This window comes from Mesorhizobium sp. BR115XR7A (assembly GCF_020165315.1).
Taxonomy (GTDB): Bacteria; Pseudomonadota; Alphaproteobacteria; order Rhizobiales; family Rhizobiaceae; genus Mesorhizobium; species Mesorhizobium australicum.
In genome coordinates, this window is record NZ_JAIUHW010000006.1 from 274,846 (window position 1) to 290,640 (window position 15,795).

General features: G+C 63.6%; 14 protein-coding genes. 4 read left to right on the top strand and 10 right to left on the bottom strand.

Going from position 1 to position 15,795, the window contains the following annotated elements; genetic code table 11:
* Nucleotides 1-6: 6 nt before the first annotated feature.
* The 8 genes from LB557_RS15460 to puuE all read right to left on the bottom strand — a co-directional run bounded on the left by LB557_RS15460 (nt 7) and on the right by puuE (nt 7,982).
* A complete protein-coding gene (locus tag LB557_RS15460) occupies nt 7-1,593 on the bottom strand; it encodes an ABC transporter substrate-binding protein (RefSeq protein ID WP_015314325.1) in 1,587 nt (528 codons plus the stop codon).
* Between the two features lie 154 nt (nt 1,594-1,747).
* Nucleotides 1,748-3,733, bottom strand: coding sequence for a CocE/NonD family hydrolase (locus LB557_RS15465; RefSeq protein WP_224643420.1), 1,986 nt, complete (start codon nt 3,731-3,733; stop codon nt 1,748-1,750).
* 79 nt (nt 3,734-3,812) lie between these two features.
* A complete protein-coding gene (locus LB557_RS15470) occupies nt 3,813-4,238 on the bottom strand; it encodes a type II toxin-antitoxin system MqsA family antitoxin (protein ID WP_224622898.1) in 426 nt (141 codons plus the stop codon).
* Nucleotides 4,235-4,540: a type II toxin-antitoxin system MqsR family toxin gene (locus LB557_RS15475; protein WP_224643419.1), complete on the bottom strand. Its 306-nt coding sequence runs from the start codon at nt 4,538-4,540 to the stop codon at nt 4,235-4,237. The genes LB557_RS15470 and LB557_RS15475 overlap by 4 nt, the downstream gene beginning before the upstream one ends.
* 56 nt (nt 4,541-4,596) lie before the next feature.
* The gene (locus LB557_RS15480) at nt 4,597-5,190 is read right to left on the bottom strand and encodes a nucleoside deaminase (protein ID WP_224643418.1); all 594 of its coding nucleotides are present in this window, start codon (nt 5,188-5,190) and stop codon (nt 4,597-4,599) included.
* Nucleotides 5,190-5,693, bottom strand: coding sequence for an ureidoglycolate lyase (locus tag LB557_RS15485; protein WP_015314321.1), 504 nt, complete (start codon nt 5,691-5,693; stop codon nt 5,190-5,192). The genes LB557_RS15480 and LB557_RS15485 overlap by 1 nt, the downstream gene beginning before the upstream one ends.
* The gene (locus tag LB557_RS15490; protein WP_224643417.1) at nt 5,690-6,553 is read right to left on the bottom strand and encodes a bifunctional allantoicase/(S)-ureidoglycine aminohydrolase; all 864 of its coding nucleotides are present in this window, start codon (nt 6,551-6,553) and stop codon (nt 5,690-5,692) included. The genes LB557_RS15485 and LB557_RS15490 overlap by 4 nt, the downstream gene beginning before the upstream one ends.
* 10 nt (nt 6,554-6,563) lie before the next feature.
* Complete coding sequence (puuE, locus tag LB557_RS15495) at nt 6,564-7,982, bottom strand: allantoinase PuuE (protein WP_224584420.1); 1,419 nt, start codon at nt 7,980-7,982, stop codon at nt 6,564-6,566.
* A gap of 204 nt (nt 7,983-8,186) precedes the next feature.
* Between puuE and uraH the strand changes: the two genes are divergently transcribed.
* The 4 genes from uraH (at nt 8,187) to xdhC (ending at nt 13,483) form a co-directional block, all read left to right on the top strand.
* Nucleotides 8,187-8,561: a hydroxyisourate hydrolase gene (gene uraH, locus LB557_RS15500; RefSeq protein WP_140821682.1), complete on the top strand. Its 375-nt coding sequence runs from the start codon at nt 8,187-8,189 to the stop codon at nt 8,559-8,561.
* Between the two features lie 3 nt (nt 8,562-8,564).
* A complete protein-coding gene (xdhA, locus tag LB557_RS15505) occupies nt 8,565-10,046 on the top strand; it encodes a xanthine dehydrogenase small subunit (protein WP_224643416.1) in 1,482 nt (493 codons plus the stop codon).
* Nucleotides 10,046-12,409, top strand: a complete 2,364-nt coding sequence (xdhB, locus tag LB557_RS15510; protein ID WP_224643415.1) for a xanthine dehydrogenase molybdopterin binding subunit — start codon at nt 10,046-10,048, stop codon at nt 12,407-12,409. Before xdhA ends, xdhB begins: the two co-directional genes overlap by 1 nt.
* A gap of 63 nt (nt 12,410-12,472) precedes the next feature.
* Complete coding sequence (xdhC, locus tag LB557_RS15515; protein ID WP_224643414.1) at nt 12,473-13,483, top strand: xanthine dehydrogenase accessory protein XdhC; 1,011 nt, start codon at nt 12,473-12,475, stop codon at nt 13,481-13,483.
* Here the strand turns inward: xdhC and LB557_RS15520 are convergent.
* On the bottom strand, nt 13,480-14,727 hold the full coding sequence (locus LB557_RS15520; protein WP_224643413.1) for an LLM class flavin-dependent oxidoreductase: 1,248 nt from the start codon (nt 14,725-14,727) through the stop codon (nt 13,480-13,482). The genes xdhC and LB557_RS15520 overlap by 4 nt on opposite strands.
* Nucleotides 14,724-15,716, bottom strand: coding sequence for an LLM class flavin-dependent oxidoreductase (locus tag LB557_RS15525; RefSeq protein ID WP_224713070.1), 993 nt, complete (start codon nt 15,714-15,716; stop codon nt 14,724-14,726). Before LB557_RS15525 ends, LB557_RS15520 begins: the two co-directional genes overlap by 4 nt.
* Between the last annotated feature and the right edge of the window lie 79 nt (nt 15,717-15,795).

A 15,795-nucleotide genomic window follows, 5' to 3' on the forward strand; every position in this document is an offset into this window, starting at 1 on the left:
CCGGACTCAGGCCTGCAGCCAGCACTTCGCCAGGGCGTAGCCGTTCATCAGTTCCTGGTGCGGATCATCCACCCAGCCATCGACCTTGGCGCCGGTGGCGTCGATGAACTGGTTGAACATCGGCAGGATCAGGCCGCCGTCGTCGCGGACCATGACAGCCATGTCATGGTACATCTGCTTGCGCTTGGCCTCGTCGAGTTCGGCGCGCGCCGCCAGCACCATCTTGTCGAAATCCGGGCGCTTGAAACGCGTGTCGTTCCAGTCTGCCGTCGACAGATAGGCGGTCGAATACATCTGGTCCTGCGTCGAGCGGCCGCCCCAGTAGGAGGCGCAGAAGGGCTGCTTGTTCCAGACCTCGTTCCAGTAGCCGTCGCCGGGCTCTCGCTTGAGCTCGATCTTGATGCCGGCCTTGGCCGCGCTCTGCTGGAACAACTGGGACGCATCGACGGCGCCGGGGAAAGCCACGTCCGAGGTCCTGAGCAGAACGGTGCCGTCATGGCCTGATTTCTTGTAGTGGAACTTGGCCTTGTCGGGATCGTACTTGCGCTGCTCGATCTCGCTGAACAGCGGATAGGACGCGTTGATCGGGAAATCGTTGCCCAGCGAGCCGTAGCCGCGCAGCACCTTGGTCAGCATCTCCTCGCGGTCGATCGCCAGCTTCAGCGCCATCCTGAGGTCGTTATTGTCGAACGGCGCCGTGTTGCAATGCATGATGAACACGTAGTGGCCGGGACCGGCGTGGTTGCGGATGGTCACGCCCGGCACGCGCTTGATCAGGTCGACGATCTTCGGCTCGACGCGGTTGATCATGTTGACCTGGCCGCCCTGCAGCGCTGCCGTGCGGGCGGTCGCGTCATTGATGACGATGACCTCGATCTGGTCGGCATGGCCCATCTTGTCGCCCTGCCAGTAATTGGCGAAGCGCTCGCCGCCATGGCGCACGCCAGGCTCGTTGGTCTTGACCACGTATGGCCCTGCCGAGATGCCGGCATCTGGCTTGTCCTTGCCGCCATTGGGCTGAACGATCAGGTGATAGTCGCTGAGCAAATAGGGAAGGTCGGCATTGGCCTCCTTCAGCGTCAGCACCACTTCCTTGCCGCTGGCCTTGATGGTGTCGATGCCCTTCATGTAGCCGAGCGCGCCGGATTTCGACTTCTCGTCCGAATGGCGCTCCAGCGTGGCGGCCACGTCCTCCGCGGTCACGGTCTTGCCGTTGTGGAATTCGACGCCGTCGCGGATCTTCAGCGTCCAGGTCTTGGCGTCCTTGGACGAGCCGATGTCTTCAGCGATGCGGTTCTCGAGCTTGCCTTCCGGCGACAGCTCGACGATCATTTCGCCCCAGCACTTGCCGAAGGCGAACGGCACCTGCGTCATCATCAGCGCCGGGTCGAGGCTGTTGGTGGATTCACCGCCGACCAGGCCGGCCTTCAGAGTACCGCCCTTGACCGGACCCGCTGCGCGCGCCGCGCTCGAAAGCAGCGCGTTGGCGAAGGGTGCGGCGATGCCAAGCGCTGCCGCCCGGCCGAGAAAATCACGACGGCTCAGTTTGCCAGACGCAACGCGCCGGCTAAGGAATTCTAGTTCATTTGACATTTGAGTTCCTCACTCTGTTGGTTCGACTCTGCGGTCGATTTTCTTGCTTCTTGTTAAAGGGAATAATGACCGCAAGGGAAAGCGGTAAGCAAGACCGAATGCGACATGCCGTGGCGTAAATCGCACGTCGCATTTGGATCAATGATTTCAACGCTCAAACAAGCGCACGCGGGACCTTTTCGTCGAAATCGCGCTCGAAGACGAGTTTTTCGCCCTCATAGGCTTCGATTCGGGCGCTGACGATGAAGTTTTGCGTGTCCGACCGCATCTGCGCCCATGTCTCGGTACGGACCGACCATCCATTTCGCGACAGGGTCTGCGTCCAGTGTGTTTTTCCCGAGGCTGACAGGGGATCGTCAGGTTGGATGGTCCAGGTTTCGCGGGCGATGCTGCCGTTGACCAGTCCGTGGTCGAGATCGCGCACTTCGCCGAAGTCGTCCGTTATCGACAGCGTGACAATCCCGGTCTTTTCGTCGCGGTCGACATGGCGTTCGGAATTGGCGGGCCGAACCGTCTCGGTCGCCCACGGCGTAGCACCTTCCGGCTCGGCGAAAACGGCTTCGTCGCCTGTTGCCAGCAGGCGCAACGGCACCGATAGCGTGGCCGCCGACACGGTCAGTCGTACCGGCTCGGGCGAGGGCCAGATAGCGGGCCAGTAGGCGGTCGAAACGGCGACGCGCAGACGATGGCCGGCCGGCACACGGTAGGCGCATTGATCGAGCACGACACGGACCGAAACCGTCTCCCCGGGGACCAGCGCCTCGGGGAATTCATGCGAACTGCGGTGCGTCAGATTGAGCACGCCATAGGAGATCAGTTCCGAGGCGCCGTCGGGATGCACGTCGCAGAGCCGGACAGCGATGTTGGCCTGGGGCCGATCCGAGGCAAGCTGGACCTCAAGCTCCGGCGCGCCGACGATCTCGATCGGCTTGGTGAGCTCAGGCTGGTCGAAACAGGCCGACAGCCCATCATCAAGACGCTGATCGCCCGGCAGTTCCGGTCCGAAGGTGAACGGAAAGTATTCGCCGCCGGCAAGCCCACAGGTTTGCGGCGAAGCGACGGTTGAAGGCCCTGCACCCGGAGCCATGAGCTCGAGCGCTTCAATCGTTATGTTGGACGATGGCCACTCCTGCTCGGCTATCCAGCGGCCGGGCCGCTCCGGATGCCAGCGCGCGGGACGCACGCTGTCCATCACATAGGCGCGGTAGTCGGGATCGGCCTCGACGCCGGTCTCGGCGCCCTTCAGCCAGCGGTCCCACCAGCGCAGCGCTTCCTGGAGGAAGCCGATGGCTGGCTTGGGGCCGGCATAGTGCGGGTATTTGTGGATCCACGGTCCGACGATGCCCTTGACCGGTGCCTCGATGTTGGTGACAAGGTGCGAGATCGTGTTGCGGTAGCCGTCGTGCCAGCCGCCGATCGACAGCACAGCCGCCTTGACGGCCGAAAAATCCTCGCAAATCGAACCGCGCTTCCAATAGGCGTCGCGATGCTGGTGGCTGAGCCACAGCGGCGCCATGAAGGCCAGGTTCTCCAGCCGGGTCATCCAGAGGTCGCGCCATCTGTTGTCGCCGGCAATCAGCGGATCCGGCGGCCGCGACGAATAGGAAAGCATGGTCGAGGCCCAGCCGAAATTCTCGTTCAAAAGGCAGCCGCCCTTGTAGTGGATGTCGTCGGCATAGCGGTCGACGGTCGAGCACAGGCTGATCACCGCCTTGAGCGCCGGCGGCTGTTTGGCCGCCACCTGCAGGCAGTTGAAGCCGCCCCAGGAAATACCCATCATGCCGACACTGCCGTTGCACCAGGGCTGGGCCGCCGCCCAGGCGATGACATCGCAGGCGTCCTGCAGTTCCTGCTCGGAATATTCGTCGTCCATCAGCCCTTCGGAATCGCCATTGCCGCGCATGTCGACGCGGATCGAGGCGTAGCCGTGGCCGGCGAAATAGGGATGGGTAAGCTGATCGCGAAAGATCGTGCCGTCGCGCTTGCGGTAGGGCAGGTGCTCGAGGATGGCAGGCACCGGATCGTCGCCCGCATCCTCTGGCATCCACACCCGAGCCGATAGCCGGCAGCCATCGGGCATGACGATGCCCATATCGGGAAATTCGACGACCTTGCGGGGAAATTCGGTGATGATTTTCATGGCAGGCATAACGCTCCGCGGCACGAGAACTTTCAATCGCCATTCGCGACTGGAGCAGCGAAATATGCGACCTGTGCCGCTATCGCAATTCGTCGAGCAGTTCGGGATGTTTCTCCAGCAATGTCATCAATTGAATGGTCGGGCCACTCGGTTCGATCAAGCCTCTTTCATACTTGTCGAAGGCGTTCTCGCCGACCTTGAACAAGGATCCGGCCTCGCGCTGCGACAGCTTGAGCTTCGTGCGCATGCGGCGGATGGTTGACGGGGCCGGCACGCCGTCGATCTTCTCTTTGAGCGCGCGCAACCCGGCATCAACGGCGGCCATATCGTCGCCGACATGCACACCCTCGCCATCCGATGGCGGATAGTAGCCGGGCAGGTCGACGATCATGCTCTCGCCCTTATAGGTCACGGTGAATGGACGGACTCCGCGCATCAACGTTTTTCCGGTTTCGGGGGAGACCATCCTATTCGTTTCACTGCTCTCCCTTGTCGCCATGGTCATTTCTCCTTGAATGACATGACCGTGAATTCGGTCACGACATCCGCCTGGAATTTCACATAGAGAAGCATGTCACGCGCTGGCACGTGATAGACATCCTGCCACACTCGATGATCCGCGAAAGTCGTCATCGACTTTACAAACATCTTCCGCGTCATGCTGTCGATCACCTCGATCAAACCGGCGCGATGGAAGCCCAGCCCAACAGCATCCCGCAGTGCGGACGTTGTGATCGCCAGCGTGTCGACAGACCCAAATGTCGTCTTGATTGCATCAAGATCGTAAGTGGGTCTGCGTTTATCCATAATCAGTATGCCCCCATAAAGGGGGTAACTCAAGCGGCGATTGTTGAGACGGAAGCTCAATTCAGCGGAATGTCGTTCTCAGCCTTGCTCGCCTGGTAGTCACCCGACAATTCGTCGTAGCGCGCCGAGATTTTCCCGATCCGCTCCTCCAGCCGTTGGCGTTCGGCCCGGGGTAGCGCCCTAACCAACCTGCGGATCGAAAAACTTTTCCAATAGGCGTTCTCGGCATTGTAGCCGCCGGGGTCGAGGGTGAAGACCTCTTTCAGAATTTTGAGATCATGCGGGATGGCAAAACTGTCACGCGAATCCTCGTGGCTGAACAAATAGTAGAAGTTGTCAAAGCCGGCCCAGGTGATCGCCGACAGGCAGAGCGAGCAGGGCTCGTGTGTGGCGAGAAAGATGGCGTCCTTGGTGTCGACGCGCTCGGCCCTGGGCATCTCGTAAAAGCGCTTCAGGCAATGCACCTCGCCATGCCAGAGCGGGTTTTCCATCTCGTTGTTGGTCTCGGCCAGTACCAGCGAATGGTTGTCCTTGCGCAGGATCGCCGCGCCGAACAGCTTGTTGCCGTGGGCGACGCCTTCTGCCGTCTTCGGCACGATGTCGTGCTCGATGACGTCGAGCAGGCGGTCGATCAGCGAGATGTCGGTCATCACAAGCTCTCGTCGGGGAGGTGGATTTCGTAGGCGTGCGAGAAATGGAATTCCTCGAGGTTGGAGCCGTCGCCGCCACGGTCGACGATCAAAAAGTCCTGAGGCTCTCCGAGCGGCGTCAGCACGCCGTGCCAGAGATTGCGGAAATAGTTGATGCCTTGCCCCGGTGCGGTGACGAAGGCATGCGGCTCGCCAGGCCCGTCCTTGCCGTCAGGGCAGACGACGACCAGGAACGGACGCGGCGACAGCGGTATGAAAGCCTGGCTGCCCAAGGGGTGGCGCTCCACCATGGTCAGCTTCAGCGGCATGTCATAGGGCGTGCCGCGCACCATCGAGATCAGCACGCGCGCATTCGGCCCCGTGGCTTGCGCGGTGGCGAGGTCATGGTAGCGCTCTGCCTTGCCGCCATTGATCGGATAGTGGTTGTCGCCGCCCATGTCGATGACATCGCCGAATTCGGCGAAGGCCCCACGGGTCAGCGGCCGCGCGACAATGCGGCTCATGACGTCCGCTTCGCGATGCCGGCCCCGCCGAGCTTGGCGTGCCGATTGACGTCCTTGTAGAGCAGATAGCGGAATTTGCCGGGGCCGCCGGCATAGCAGGCCTGCGGGCAGAAGGCGCGCAGCCACATATAGTCGCCCGCCTCGACCTCGACCCAGTCCTGGTTGAGCCGATAGACAGCCTTGCCTTCGAGCACATAGAGCCCGTGTTCCATGACATGCGTCTCGGCGAACGGAATGACCGCGCCCGGCTCGAGCGTGACGATGGTCATGTGCATGTCGTGGCGCAGATCGGCGGGATCGACGAACCGCGTCGTTGCCCAGCGGCCCTCGGTGCCGGGCATCGGCGTCGGCGCGATCTCCTGTTCGTTGGTGAAGAAGGCTTGCGGAATCTCGAGGCCGTCGACCGCCTCATAAGCCTTGCGTATCCAGTGGAAGCGGACAGCCGCCTTGCCTTCGTTGCGGACTGTCCAGCCGCTGGCCGGCGGCAGGAAGGCAAAACCACCGGGGCGCAACACATGTTTCATGCCGTCGAGCAGAACCGTCAGTTCGCCCTCGACCACGAACAGGGCGCCTTCGGCGCCGGCATCGGGCTCCGGCCGCTCGCTGCCGCCGCCTGGCGCGACCTCGACGATGTATTGCGAAAACGTCTCGGCGAAGCCGGACAGCGGCCGCGACAGGATCCAGACACGCGTCTTGTCCCAGAACGGCAGGGCGCTGGTGACGATGTCCTGCATCACGCCCTTGGGGATGACCGCATAGGCTTCGGTGAAGACGGCGCGGCCGGTCAGAAGTTCGCTCTGGCCGGAATGGCCGCCCTTTGGGGCATAATAGGTTCGCTCGGGCATCCTGATCGTATCCATGGGTTCAAACCTATTGTGGAAGCATGTCCTTGAGGCGCAGCAGCGCGATGCGCTCGACCTGTTTGCAGGCGGTTTCGAATTCGACGCCGCGGCTGTTGCCGATGCGGGCTTCGAATTCGGCGAGGATTTCCTCCTTTGTCTTGCCTTTCACCGCGATGATGAAGGGAAAGCCGAAGGTGGTGACGTAGGCGGCGTTGAGCTTGGAGAACAGTTCGCGTTCCTTGTCTGTCAGCGCGTCGAGACCGGCGGAAGCCTGTTCCCTGGTCGATTCCGCCGTCAGTCGCCTGGCCTTGGCCAACTTGCCGGCGAGGTCGGGATGGGCGTTGAGCACGCCGAGCCGTTCGGTCTCACTGGCGGAACGGAAGATGCGGCAAAGCGCATTGTGGAGGCCGCCCGCCGTGTCGTGCGCCGGGCCGAGCTCCAGCTCGTAGGCCCGCTCGGCGATCCAGGGCGAATGTTCGAAAACGCCGCCGAAGCTGTGAACGAACGTCTCGAATTCCATCTTCGAGGGGCGTAGCGCGGCCGGCTGATAGGGGTGGTTTTCCTGCCAGTGCTTGGCGATGTCGATACGCCGCGCCAGCCAGACCTTGTCGTGCGATTTGACATAATCGACGAAGCGTTTCAGCGCCGCCACCCGGCCCGGCCGCCCGACCAGGCGGCAATGCAGGCCGATGTTCATCATGCGCGGCCGGCCGGCCTTGCCCTCGGCATAGAGCGTATCGAAACTGTCCTTCAAATACGCAAAGAACTGGTCGCCCGAGTTGAAGCCTTGCGGTGTGGCAAAGCGCATGTCGTTGGCGTCGAGCGTATAGGGGATGATAAGCTGCGTGCCGTCCTCATGCTCGAACCAGTAGGGCAGTTCGTCGTCATAGGTGTCCGAGACGTAGTCGAAGCCGCCTTCCTCTGCCACCAGCCGCACCGTGTTGATCGATGTGCGGCCCGTATACCAGCCGGTCGGGCGCTGGCCGGTCACCTCGTAGTGCAGCTTGATCGCCGCTTCGAGGTCGCGGCGCTCGTCCTCGGCGTCGTGGTCGCGGTAGTCGATCCACCTCAACCCGTGCGAGGCGATTTCCCAGCCGGCTTCCTGCATCGCCGTGACCTGGTCGGGCGAGCGCGCGAGCGCCGTGGCGACGCCATAGCAGGTGACAGGCACTTGCTCTTCGCTGAACAGGCGCAGCAGCCGCCAGAAGCCGGCCCGCGCCCCATACTCGTAGATCGATTCCATGTTCCAGTGGCGCTGGCCCACCCAGGGCGCCGCGCCGACGATCTCGGACAGGAAGGCTTCAGAAGCCTTGTCGCCGTGGAGCACGCAGTTCTCGCCGCCCTCTTCGTAGTTGACGACGAACTGCACGGCGACATGCGCGCCGCCAGGCCATTTCGGATCCGGCGGATTGGCTCCGTAGCCACGCATGTCCCTGGTGTAACGCATCGTCCCTCCGCGCCCGGCATCACCGGAAGTATGATCAGGATATCGAAAGGGTGCTTCTCGCATTCCCCTCAAAATTTTTGAAAGTGTTTTTGTCGCACTCCGCTCGACCGGGACTTATGCATCGCCTTTAATTGGCGCACAATTCATCAGTAGTGCTTGATTGTACCGGCCAATTTGTTCGTATTGGAAAATGGGAGGCGGCCAATGGCAGAGACATCGAAAGCCGATGGCGGGCGTCTGACGACCCATGTCCTGGATACCGCGACCGGCAGCCCGGCGGCGGGATTGTCCATCGCGCTCTACCGTATCGAGGGTTTGGCCCGCACGCTTCTGAAGACGGTCGTCACCAATGCCGATGGCCGCTGCGATGCGCCGCTGCTGGCCGGTGCCGACTTCCGCACCGGCGAATACGAACTGGTGTTCGCGGCCGGCGACTATCTGCGCGGCCAAGGAACGAAGCTGCCCGAGCCGGCCTTCCTCGACAGCGTGCCGATCCGCTTCGGCATGGCGCAGGCGCTGCACTATCATGTACCATTGCTGATCTCGCCATACGGCTATTCCACCTACAGGGGGAGCTGAGGCATGGCCAAGGTCAATATCCGCAGCGAAATCCGCTTCATTCTGAATGGCAGGGATGTCGCGCTGTCATCCGTGGCGCCTGACGCGACCCTGCTCGACTGGCTGCGGCTCGACCGTTCGCTGCGCGGCACCAAGGAAGGCTGCGCCGAGGGCGATTGCGGCGCCTGCACGGTGCTGATCGGCAGACTTTCGGCCACCGGACTGGTCTATGAAAGCGTCAATGCCTGCATTCGCTTTCTGGGCTCGCTCGACGGCACCCATGTCGTGACGGTCGAGCACCTGCGCGGCGAAGCTGGCCAGTTGCATCCGGTCCAGCAGGCTATGGTCGATTTCCATGGCTCGCAATGCGGCTTCTGCACGCCGGGTTTCGTCATGTCGCTCTACGGCTTGTGGATGAAGTCACCGGACCCTTCGGGCGCGGCCATCGAAAAAGCCTTGCAAGGCAATCTCTGCCGCTGCACCGGCTATGAGGCGATCATGCGCGCCGCGCACGCCATATCGAGCTACGGCAAGGTGGCGAAGGACCCCTTGGCGGCGGAGCGCCGGGACATCACCACACGGCTGCAGGCGTTGCACGATGGCGCCAGGGTCGAGATCGGCGCCGGCGGGACGCGGCTGGTTGTGCCGGCCGATGCCGACGATTTCGCAGCTGTCTTCGAAAAAGAGCCGACCGCCACCGTCGTAGCCGGTTCGACCGACGTTGGTCTGTGGGTGACCAAGCAGATGCGCGACATCTCGCCGGCGATCTTCATCGGCAATCTGCCGGGGCTTTGCACCGTCACGGAAGACAATGGTGTCATATCGATTGGCGCCGGCGTCACCTACACCGAAGCCTTTTCGACGCTGTCGAAACGCATCCCGGCATTGGGGCCGTTGTTCGACCGCATCGGCGGCGAACAGGTCCGCAACATGGGCACGATCGGTGGCAACGTCGCCAACGGCTCGCCGATAGGTGACACGCCGCCACCGTTGATTGCGCTCGGTGCACGGCTGACATTGCGCAGGGGCAAGACACGGCGCACGATCCCGTTGCAGGATTTCTTCATCGCCTATGGCAAGCAGGACCGCCAGCCAGGCGAGTTCGTCGAGGCCGTGCATGTGCCGGTGCCGGTAAAGGGGACAAAGTTCGCCGTCTACAAGGTCACCAAACGCCGCGACGAGGACATCAGCGCGACCCTTGGCGCCTTTTATCTGGCCTTGGCCAAGGACGGCACGGTAGCCGATATCCGCATCGCCTATGGCGGCATGGCGGCAACGCCGAAGCGGGCGTCCTCTGTCGAAAAGGCGCTGCTCGGCAAGGCCTGGACCGAAGTGACGGTGGAAGCGGCTATGGCCTGCTATGCCAGCGATTTCACCCCGCTGACCGATATGCGCGCAACCGCCGAATACCGAGCTTTGGCGGCGAAGAACCTTCTGTTGCGCTTTTACGTGGAAACCACCGGCACCAAGGCGCCGTTCCAGGTATCACGCAGCGAGGCGGCCTGATGAACAAGCACGCACCATCAAACCTCAAGGCCGAGAAGATCGTCGGCGGCGTCGCCACCGACCAGCGGCACGATTCCGCCCACAAGCATGTCAGCGGCGGCGCCGTCTATATCGACGACATGCCGGAGCCGGCCGGCACGCTGCATGTCGGTCTTGGCCTGTCCAAGGTGGCCCATGGCGTTCTGAAGAGCGTCGATCTCTCGGCGGTGCGCGCGGCCCCTGGCGTCGTCGACGTGCTGACCTATGCCGACGTGCCGGGCGAGAACGATGTCTCGCCCAGCAACATGCATGACGATCCGGTGCTGGCGGAAGGCAAGGTGCAGTTCTTCGGGCAACCGATCTTCGCGGTCATTGCCGAGACGCGCGAGGCGGCGCGTCGCGCCGTGCGCCTGGCTGGGATCGAGTATGACGAGCTCCCTGCCCTCATCGACATATGGGACCTTGATCCGACCAGGGACAAGCAGGTCACGACGCCGCTGATCCTGAAGCGTGGCGATGCGGCCGCCGCAATCCAGGCAGCCCCCCGCCGCATCAAGAACCGCATGTGGCTTGGCGGCCAGGACCATTTCTATCTCGAAGGCCAGGTGTCGCTCGCCATCCCCGGCGAGGACGACGAGGTGACCGTCTACTGTTCGACGCAAGGGCCGAGCGAGACGCAGCATCTGGTCGCCCACACGCTCGGCGTGCCGAGCAACGCGGTGACGGTGGAGGTGCGCCGCATGGGCGGCGGCTTCGGCGGCAAGGAAACGCAGGCCAACCAGTGCGCCGCGATCGCCGCCATCGCCGCCAAGAAGCTGAAGCGGGCGGTCAAGGTCCGGCTCGACCGCGACGAGGACATGACCGCCACCGGCAAGCGGCACGATTTCGCCATCGACTACGAGGTCGGCTTCGACGACGAGGGCAACATCCTCGGCGTCGATTTCACCTATGCCTTGCGCTGCGGCTTTTCCGCCGACCTGTCCGGCCCGGTCGGCGACCGCGCGCTGTTCCACTGCGACAACGCGTATTTCTATCCCGCGGTGTTGGCCAAGTCGGCGCCGCTCTACACCAACACCGTCTCCAACACCGCCTTCCGCGGCTTCGGCGGCCCGCAAGGCATGATCGGCGCCGAGCGGGTCATCGACGAGGTCGCCTTCGCGGTCGGCAAGGATTCGCTCGAAATCCGCAAGCTGAATTTCTATGACCCGATGGAGGCGATCGGCGCGCGCTGCGTCACGCCCTATCACCAGAAGGTCGAGGACTGCATCATCCAGCGCATCGTGGCGGAACTGGAAGAGAGCGCCAGCTATGCACGCCGCCGCCGCGAGATTTCCGCGTTCAACGCCAACAGCCGCTTCGTCAAGCGCGGCCTGGCGCTGACGCCGGTCAAGTTTGGCATCTCCTTCACCAAGACCGAGTCCAATCAGGCCGGGGCGCTGGTCCATGTCTATGCCGATGGTTCGGTGCACATGAACCATGGCGGCACCGAAATGGGGCAGGGCCTGCACCTCAAGGTGGCGCAGGTTGTGGCCGAGGAGTTCCAGATCGACCTCGACCGCGTGAAGATCACCGCCACCACAACCGCCAAGGTGCCCAACACCGCGCCGACGGCGGCGTCCTCGGGCGCCGACCTCAACGGCATGGCGGCGCAGAACGCGGCGCGCCAGATCCGCCAGCGGCTGACCGACTTCGCCGCCGAGAGATATCAGATACCTGTCGACCAGGTGGTGTTCCTGCCCAACCGGGTGCGCGTCGGCAATCAGGAAGTCAGCTTCAACGATTTGGTCAAGCAGGCCTATATCGCGCGTGTGCAGCTCTCGGCCGCCGGCTTCTACAAGACGCCGAAGATTCACTGGGACCGCGGCAAGGGCCAGGGCCACGCCTTCTACTACTATGCCTATGGCGCGGCCTGCGCCGAAGTGTCGGTCGACACGCTGACCGGCGAGTATGTCGTCGAGCGCGCCGATATCCTGCACGACTGTGGCCGTTCGCTGAATCGGGCCATCGACCTCGGCCAGGTCGAGGGCGGCTTCATCCAGGGCATGGGCTGGCTGACCACCGAGGAACTGTGGTGGGACGACAAGGGCCGGCTGCGCACCCATGCGCCCTCGACTTACAAGATCCCGCTGGCCTCGGACCGGCCGAAGATCTTCAACGTCGCGCTGACCGACTGGTCGCAGGCCTATGAGCCGACCATCCATCGCTCCAAGGCGGTCGGCGAGCCACCGCTGCCGCATGGCATGGCAGTGCTGCATGCGCTGTCGGATGCCGTGGCCAGCGTCGCCGACCACAAGATCTGCCCGCGCCTCGACGCGCCGGCGACCCCCGAACGCGTGCTGATGGCGATCGAGCGGTTGAAGAAAGAGGTCAAGGCTGGCGCCTGAAGGCCGGCAAACGTGCAATCCCAGCCGAAAAAGCCTATATTTTGCATTCGGGAACCGTGAACCATGAACTCGAACGTGCAAAGCCTGAAAACCTTTCTCGGCAGCGCCGCGCGACTTGCCCTGGTCGAAGTGGCCGGTACCAAGGGCTCGACGCCGCGCGAGAAGGGCGCCTTCATGCTTGTCTCGCCGGCGGCGATCTTTGGCACGATCGGCGGTGGTCAGCTCGAATACATGGCCATCGACAGAGCCAGGCAGATGCTCATCTCCCCCCTCGAGGGGGAGATGGCCGCGAAGCGGCCAGAGGGGGTCCTCGCAGGAGGCACCGCAAGGGGGTCGAGCACTGCCGCAACGACCCCACCCGGCGGCTTCGCCGCCACCCTCCCCTCGAGGGGGAGGGGAACCCGCATCGAAGTCGACGAAATCTGCGCCACGCTCGATGTGCCGCTTGGGCCGGAGATCGGCCAGTGTTGTGGCGGGCGCGTCGAGGTGCTGATCCGGCTGGTCGATGCAGCGCTGGCCGCCGAACTGGTTGCGGCGGCGGAAGCCGAGGAAGCCCATCTGCCGCACGTCTACATCTTCGGCGGCGGCCATGTCGGCCAGGCGCTCGCGTCTACGGTAGCGCTTCTTCCCGTGCACGGTGTCGTCATCGAGACGCGGGCCGAGGCGCTGGAAGGCATGCCGGAAACCGTCGAGACGCGGCTGACGCCGATGCCGGAAGCCGAGGTGCGCAACGCCCCGGCCGGCACCGCCTTCGCCATCCTAACCCATGACCACGCGCTCGATTTCCTGATCGTCGCCGAAGCACTGAAACGCGGCGACGCTGCCTATGTCGGCATGATCGGCTCGAAGACCAAGAAGGCGACATTCAGAAACTGGTTCCTAAAATCGGCGGACGGCGCGGAGGCTGAATTTGCCCGGCTCGTCTCGCCGATCGGTGGCGACGCCGTCAAGGACAAGCGCCCGCAGGTGATCGCCGCACTGGCGGCCGCCGAGATCATGACGGCTCTAGTCGTGCACGGGGCGGCCTCGAACCCAGGGCATCGCGCTCCGCATGGCAAGGCGATGGCCGGCTAGCTCGGTCGCTTCAAGCCCAGATGCGCACGCAGCGTGGTGCCTTCATACTCCATGCGGAATAGGCCACGCCGCTGCAGTTCCGGCACCACCAGCGCGGCAAAGGCATCGAGCTCGCCAGGGAAATAAGCGGGCATGACGTTGAAGCCGTCGGCGGCACCGCCTTCGAACCGCGCCTGCAACTCGTCCGCGACTTGGGCCGCTGTCCCGACGATGCGCCAATGCCCGCGCGCCCCGGCGAAATGCCGCGCTAGCTGGCGAATGGAAAGACCGTCGCGGCGCGATTGCTCGACGACCAGGGCCTGGCGGCTTTTCATGCCCTCGCTCTCGGGCAGTTCGGGCAGCGGTCCGTCGATCGGATAGCGCCAGAGGTCGGAGATGCTGAGATAGCTGGACAGCAGCGTTACGCCGACATCGTCCGGGATAAGTTCCTGCAGTTCCTCGAATTTCTCGCGCGCTTCGGCCTCGGTTTCCGCCACCACGGGCGCGACGCCGGGCATGATTTTGATGTCGTCGGGCTCGCGCCCATGGGCCGCCATGCGCCCCTTGAGGTCGTCGTAGAAGGCCTTCGCCTCCTCGAAGGTCTGTGCGGCCGTGAACACCACGTCGGCGGTGCGGGCGGCGAGGTCACGGCCGACATCCGAGGCGCCGGCCTGGACCATGACAGGCGCGCCCTGTGGCGAAGACGGCAGATCGAGCGGGTCGCGCACCGAAAAACTCTGGCCGACATGGCCTGATGCTTTGCCGTGCCACAGCCCGGTGACAACCTCGGCGAACTCACGCGCCCGCTCATAGCGGTCGGCGTGAGGCTTGAGGCCCGTCGCACCGAAATTGGCGGCTTCGATCGGGCTGGCCGACGTGACCAGATTCCAGCCGGCCCGGCCGCCGCTCAGATGGTCGAGGGACAGGAAGGTCCGCGCCAGGCCGTAAGGCTCGTTGTAGCTGGTCGATGCCGTGGACACGAGGCCGATGCGGCTGGTCTGGACGGCCAGCGCCGAAAGCAGGCTGATCGGCTCGAAGCCGATCGAGCGCGACGTCTGGCTGGCGATGCCGACATTGGCCTCGCGCAGGCCGGCGGCGTCCTCGCAGAAGATCATGTCGAACTTGGCGGCTTCCGCCGTGCGCGCCAGTGCGATGTAGTGATCGATGTCGATGCCAGCGGTCACATGCGTCTTGGGATGGCGCCAGGCGGCGATGTGATGGCCCGTCGCCCACAGGAAGACACCGAGCTTCATGCGCGCGCTCATCGGTCACCTCCGCCGGCAAGGCCGAGATGCGCGCGCATGGTTGTTCCGACGTGGTTCTCTCGAAACAAGCCGCGTCGCCGCAGTTCGGGCAAAACGTGATGGACGAAATCATCGAGCACCGCAGGCTCCGGTGACATTAAGATGTTAAACCCATCGCAACTTTTCGCCCGAAATTGTTCCTCCAGCCTGTCGGCCAGCCCGATGATGCCTTTGCTGGGAAGCGATATGCAGGTCAGCACCTTCACGGTATCCGGTTCGCTCCCGCACATGGAAACGCGGTGCCGGAAGTCGTCATAGCGTGCCTTACTCTCTACCGCCGGCCATTCGTCCCATACGATGATGTCCGCGGCGCGGGCGGCGATGTCGAAGTCGGCCTCCGACAGACCGGACAGCACCAGCACCGGCGTGTCCTGCGGCGAGCGTGCGACGTTCAGCGGGCCGCGCACGGAGAAGAATTCGCCCTTGTGGTCGAGGAGGTGCATCTTTTCGGGGTCGTGGAAGCGGCCGCCGCTCTTGTCGAACAGGAGCGCGTCCGCATCCCAGCCGTTCCACAGGCGCTGGACGACGGCGATATATTCCTCGGCGCGGCGGCGAAAATCGTCATCGGAGAACTCTTCCGGTCGGCTGGAATTGCCTGCTTCGTCTGGCGCTTGCGTCATGGTCGCATTCCAGCCGGCGCGGCCATGGCTGATGATGTCGAGCGAAGCAAAACGGCGCGCCAGATTGTACGGCTGGTGAGCAACGGTCGAGGCCGCGGCGACAAGGCCGATCTTTTCGGTCACGGTCGCCAGCGCGGCGACGAGGGTGGTTGCTTCGAACGGGCTGGTCGACCGCTCGCCGTCCGGCAAGGAATCCGAGATCATGACAATCTCGATACCGGCCGTCTCCGCCTTCCGCACGAAGGCGGAGATCTCACCGAATGTCAGACCGGCCTGCCCTGTGGCAGAAGCAATGTCGAGCGAAACGGCGAGATGCATCTTGCGGCCCATCTGGCTGCCAGCGACGTCGCACAGCCATCCGGCTCCAACCTAGGCCGGCTTTCGGGCAAGGCAACCGGATCCGATGGGC